Origin of the sequence: Acinetobacter gerneri DSM 14967 = CIP 107464 = MTCC 9824, from assembly GCF_000368565.1 — a bacterium.
In the GTDB taxonomy this organism is placed as follows: Bacteria; Pseudomonadota; Gammaproteobacteria; order Pseudomonadales; family Moraxellaceae; genus Acinetobacter; species Acinetobacter gerneri.
Map to the genome: position 1 here is coordinate 1 of NZ_KB849546.1, position 5,809 is coordinate 5,809.

Consider the following 5,809-nt stretch of genomic DNA (forward strand, 5'->3'; position numbering starts at 1 on the left):
AAGTGTAGAAACCCCACGTTTAAAGTGTAGAAACCCCACGTTTAAAGTGTAGAAACCCCACGTTTAAAGTGTAGGAATTTATTTACACTACATTAATGTAATGGTAAGTTTGATCTACACCAATAAAACTAGAGATGGTTATGAGTGAGTTTGTATCGAATCCGATTTTCTACACTGAAAAAACCAAAGACATTTCCATATCTAAATCAAATACACTCATTGAAGCAGGATTTGATTTAACACTTGCTGAACATGATCTGATGACCCTTGCAATAAATAAACTACACAAGCAAGCTACGGGCAATCATGAGGTGTTTATTACTGCTCAAGAATTTGCAGCAGCTAACAAAATTTCAAATAGTCACGCCTATCAGCAGTTAAAAGCCACAGCCGATAAACTAATGGAACGGCATTTAAAATTTCCCCTATACATTGACTTGGATAAAAAACAAAACAAAGAACCCAATGCCGTTTGCGTTGTTCCCCCTAAACATGGACGTTATGAAACAGTACCGACAAAACATAACTGGCTACAAAGTGTCGGTTATATGGAATCCAACGGATTTATTTACCTGCTTTTTACCGACCCGATTCGTTTTTTAATTGATAAAACAGGCGATGCTTACACAACTTACAACTTCACAAACACGATTGAAATGACGACATTTGGCGGTAAACGGCTCTATGAAATGGTGTGTAAATGGAAAGATTTAGGTAAAACTAAACTTATGTATATTGATGAATGGAAAGAGTTTTTTGGCGTTGTCGACAAATACCCTAGAACAGCAGAATTTAAAAGATGGGTACTTTTGCCCGCCATTGCAGAGGTCAATGCACAGGGCGATTTTCGTATTAGTTTAAATCAGGAGAAAATAGGGCGAACCATTACCCATTTTCAGATACTTATCAAAAAATTAAAGACCGAAAAGACAAAAGAAGAATCCAAGCCAAATCGTGACCCAAATACAGTCGACATCTTTGCCAATATAACTGATGCTCAAATTGCCAAATACAGTATGATTTTGTGCAAATTAGGTAGTATTTCAGACCTCAGTAACTTTCCAGATTATCCAACCTTTGCAAATTGGATTGGTAAAATATTAAGAGATCCTGAATCGGCAAATCCCATACATGCCAAACGTATATTTAAAGCTTTACGGACTGAAACAGATTTTAAAGATTAAACAGCTTTCGATCTCGATCTTCTGTTAAATACTCATTCAGTTCAGCCAATATTTTTTCTTTGTTGGCTTCATTTTGCATTTTTTTAATTAAATAAGAACCGAGCAAAATTTTACGTCTAGTATCGTCTTTTCGTTCCTGTTCCTTTTGCTTGGTTCTTTCTCTTGCTTCGATAGCCTGTTTTTGGGCTTTTAACTGTTTCAGTTTTTCTAATTGAGCTTCAATTTTCTTTTCGATATTTTCAGCAGATTTTGTCATAACGATTAATTTCGGGATAAAGGAAAACCACTCAAGCATAAGAACCTATGAATTGAAATTCAAGCGGTTAATATGCTATCGTATTTTTCATGAAATGCGCACTTACGACTTGGATTTCATCCAAGTCAAAGTTTGCGTAAGGGGAATCCCCTTAACCCCAAAAGCAAAAGCACCCCAAGGCGACTGCATGGCAATCTATCATTGTTCGACTAAAACGGTGAACCGAAGTTCAGGACGAACTGCGGTTGCATCATCTGCATATCGTGCAGGGGAAAAATTAGAAGATGAACGCACAGGACTGACCCATGACTTTACGAGAAAAGACGGTGTCGCCCATTCTGAAATTCTGTCTAATTTAGATATTGAAATTGACCGTGGTGAACTTTGGAACTTGGCAGAAAAAACAGAAAATCGAAAAGATGCCCGAACCGCTAGAGAATGGGTCATTGCCCTACCTGATGAATTAGACGCTGATCAACGTAAGGACTTGGCAAAAGAATTTGCCACGGCCTTAGTTGACCGCTATGACGTGATCGCAGACTTAGCCATCCATGAACCGAGCAAAGGCGGTAATGATAAGAATCATCACGCCCATATCATGCTCACCACCCGAAAAGCTGAATTAGACCCTGACAACAAACTCATTCTGACCACCAAGGCAGATATTGAGCTCAGTAACGCCAAACGAAAAAGCCTTGATATGGGTACAACTCAAGAAGACATTAAGCAAATTAGGGAAACATGGGCAGAATTAGCCAACAAGGCATTGGAACGTGCAGGCTACCGAGAAAAAATAGACCACCGCAGTTATGCCGATCAGAACAACGGACTGCAAGCCACCATCCATGAAGGCACAAAAGTCACCCAATTACGCAGACAAGGCATAGACACTGAAATCAGCCGTTTCAATGACAACGTGAAACAGCAGAATACCCAACAACTTGAGCAACAGAAAGAGAGCGTTTTACAGCGTGGTTTAAACCGTGTCGATCAAGGTTTTGATCAATGGCAGAAGAACCAAGAAAACAAACGCCTAGAACTAGAACGCCAAGCGGAAATGAAGCGACAGCAAGAATTAGATAAACAACGAGCCGAGCAAGCCAACCGTAAGGCATCACAAAACTTAGATCAGGGCGGAATGTACCGATGAGCAATCAAAATGACTTAGACGACCAACTCTATATTTTATTGGCTTCTATGAAAGAGTATCGAGAAGCCATAGCAGACGATAACAGGCGATTAGAGGCGTTTTACAGCCAAGTGGCTAGCGGAGTGCTCGATAAGGCTGAAAAATCGCTAAAAGAGACAAACAAGCAGGCTCTAGGTGCATTAAAAAACAGAATTCAAGAGTTAGATAAGGCAACAAACCGACTGAATTGGCAATTTATTGCGATTTACTCCAGTGCATTTGTTGTTTTGGTAATGGTGTTCTTTTTGGCAATATTCTTATACGTGCCAAGCAAAGATGAAATTGATGAACGTAGGGCAAATATGAGTGTACTGAAAAAATATCCGCTACAAATCCAAGAATATGACGGAAAAACATTAGTCAGAATTATGACTAAAAAAGATTGTTACTCATTTGAGCCAAATAACATCAAAGAAAAAACCTATGATTGGTGTCAGATCGACCCTAAAAAATATTAAAAATGCCCGACTTTGAAATATGGCTTTAGCCATATTTCAAAGTATCGAGCTCACTTTCATTTAATTCTTATATTTCAACTGACTCAATTTCTTTAGTACTTCGACCAAATACACTAGCAAAATTATAACGCCATTGTAATGCAAAACTAATTGAAATTTTCCCGTCTAATGGACTCACAAGAAACCGTTCCCATTCATTATCATTCGCAACTCTTGCAAACTCTTTTTGATTTTCAATAACCCAATCATTACAACTATTGATAATTGCTTCAACTTGATGTGGAGTATCTTTAATTTTTAAGATTTCACTTATTTCCTCTTTATCAAAAGGAACTTCCCCTTTTTTAATTTGTTTACGGATTCTTAATTCAAAGTTTTTTTCAATTTTATCAATCTCTTTATCAATTACTTTTTTCTCTTGCTGTAAATTTTTAAGCAAAGTAACTAAGTAATTAGCCATAAAACTAGATTGATTTACATGAGCTAGGAATTGAATAAATTTTTTACATAAAGTTTCATTCTTCTGTAGTAAAAATTCACGATGCTCTTTAGCTAAAGCACATAAGTTTTTATCGGCTAATTCACTTCCACGTAATAGTTTAGTCTGCTTTATTGCAAGAGTTGATTTTCCATCTTTGAAATCTTTGTCTTGATAATTTGTTAAAAGAACTAAGCTATCGTGCATATTCCCTAGTAAGCGTTCATAAGTTGAAAAAAATGGTTCACTTGTACAGAAGTTATCAGATGGTGACTTTACGCCTAAACCAAGCTGCGGAAAATCAACACCTTTAGCAGGATTAATCATAAACACTGGTAGGTTAGGAATATCCCTAAACACTTTATTCTCTATTGTTGCAAGTAGCATCATTTCAACAATACTACCGATAGTTTTACCATCATAATTAGGTAAAGATCGTTTAGTTAACCCCTCATACCAGTGTGGTAATTTACCACCCCGACCTAATCGAGTAAGTATTGACTCTAATTCATGTAAGTCATTACCTGCTAAATAGTGATTAATAGAAGTTTGTATAAGGTCGAGATTTTCAGAAATTTTATTTCGTAATTCAGAAGCTTGAGGCTGTAAGTGTAAAGTCATCTATATTCTCTATTTGAGCTAGTCTTAAACCATTAGTATTAGTAAGTTGATTTATTGCCCATTTAACAAGTGCAGGTGGTACAGCATTTCCAAAAAGAACGTATTGATCATAAACGGAAATATTTTGGCAATGATTATCAGGAAATCCTTGAATACGAGCATATTCAACATTAGTCAATCTTCTATACGCTCCATCGATTTCATAACGCTCATAATGACGACTAGTTGAGCTAGTAAGAGTTGGTGCAACACCTCTCACGCCAAAAATTGAATAGCCCATCCGAGCTCCACCTTTTTGGTTATACCGTATTTCTACACCGTTGTAATATCGATTTACTTCAATACTTTCTTCAATTCGTTTTTTTGTGTCTTCGTTGAAGAAGAAAGAATTGTCAGGATTTTTTTCTAAAATTTGATAGAGATATTTAGTAGGTAAAGACATTGAAAAATCTTGAATATCAATATCTATAAATTTACCATTGTAAGCACAGCCCCAATTTTTAAATTTCGATTTATGTTGCGAAAAATTAACCCATTTTGAAAAATCATATACTTTTTTCAAAGATAGATAATTGACATTGCGTGTGTCATTTTTTGGGAGAAGTCTAGGGCTAATTTCTTTAATACTTTCTGTACGGTAACCAGTAATAATTACCCTTTCCCTATTTTGAGGTAATCCAAAATTTGTAGCATTTAATAAACGCCACTCTATGAAATATCCAATTGAACTTAAAGCATTTAAAATAGTAGAAAAATGTGACCCATTGTCCATAGACAATAAACGTTTTACATTTTCTAAAACAAAAAATTTAGGTTGTTTTAAATTTATAATCTCAACGATTGAAGCAAATAATGTCCCACGAACATCGTTAATTCCCAGTTTCTTACCTGCACTAGAAAAAGGTTGACATGGAAATCCTCCTGTTAAGAGGTCATGATCAGGAACTTCAGCAAGATGAGCGTTAATATCATCTTGAATATGAATAGTTGTTGGGAAGTTTTGTCGATAAACTTTAGATGCATTTTTATCAATATCATTTGCCCAAATGGTATCAATACCAAGCTCATCACATGCTAGTCTGAAACCACCAATACCAGCAAAAAGTTCTATAGCCTTCATTAGTCTCAAAGATATTACAAAAAGATAAGTATATAGAAAAACTAAGAGGTTATCAGAGTGATACTTTTATTTGGTTAAATTTTAATATTTTTAAATAATTAAAGCCTAAATGATAAGAACCGAGCGAGTGTCTACGAGCGATTGAGCATCATAAAAATTTCACGATTACCTTTTCTTTGATTACAAGCTCCCATTTGCGTTACAAAGAAAGATCCAGAGCATCCCGAAGGGTGCGAACTTTGAAGCTTTTGCTTTTCAAAAAGTATGAGCGAAGCGAATACATTATTAATGCTTTTGACTTTGCTTTTGAAAGGACACGAGCAAAGCGAGTGCCATAGCCTTTGATTTTTTCCTTTTATAAGAATTATAAGAATTATAAGAATTATAGCTCCCTTCCAGCCCTTGTGCCATAAGGCTTTCAAGCTCTATAAGTGTAGAAACCCCACGTTTAAAGTGTAGAAACCCCACGTTTAAAGTGTAGAAACCCCACGTTTAAAGTGTAG

General features: G+C 35.9%; 6 protein-coding genes. 3 read left to right on the top strand and 3 right to left on the bottom strand.

The window, feature by feature from the left end:
- The first annotated feature begins 140 nt into the window (after positions 1-140).
- Complete coding sequence (locus F960_RS21630) at positions 141-1,184, top strand: replication initiation protein (protein ID WP_004868488.1); 1,044 nt, start codon at positions 141-143, stop codon at positions 1,182-1,184.
- Here the strand turns inward: F960_RS21630 and F960_RS17750 are convergent.
- Complete coding sequence (locus F960_RS17750) at positions 1,174-1,440, bottom strand: DUF8583 domain-containing protein (RefSeq protein ID WP_040332785.1); 267 nt, start codon at positions 1,438-1,440, stop codon at positions 1,174-1,176. The two genes, F960_RS21630 and F960_RS17750, sit on opposite strands and share 11 nt — an antisense overlap.
- A gap of 187 nt (positions 1,441-1,627) precedes the next feature.
- Between F960_RS17750 and mobQ the strand changes: the two genes are divergently transcribed.
- Both mobQ and F960_RS17760 read left to right on the top strand, forming a co-directional pair.
- Entirely contained in the window at positions 1,628-2,590 is a 963-nt protein-coding gene (gene mobQ / locus F960_RS17755; protein WP_004868493.1) for a MobQ family relaxase, read from the top strand.
- Positions 2,587-3,087: a hypothetical protein gene (locus F960_RS17760; RefSeq protein WP_004868495.1), complete on the top strand. Its 501-nt coding sequence runs from the start codon at positions 2,587-2,589 to the stop codon at positions 3,085-3,087. Before mobQ ends, F960_RS17760 begins: the two co-directional genes overlap by 4 nt.
- A gap of 67 nt (positions 3,088-3,154) precedes the next feature.
- Here the strand turns inward: F960_RS17760 and F960_RS17765 are convergent, their stop codons facing one another.
- On the bottom strand, positions 3,155-4,186 hold the full coding sequence (locus F960_RS17765) for a hypothetical protein (RefSeq protein WP_004868497.1): 1,032 nt from the start codon (positions 4,184-4,186) through the stop codon (positions 3,155-3,157).
- Complete coding sequence (locus tag F960_RS17770; RefSeq protein ID WP_004868500.1) at positions 4,155-5,306, bottom strand: DNA cytosine methyltransferase; 1,152 nt, start codon at positions 5,304-5,306, stop codon at positions 4,155-4,157. Before F960_RS17770 ends, F960_RS17765 begins: the two co-directional genes overlap by 32 nt.
- Positions 5,307-5,809 lie beyond the last annotated feature (503 nt).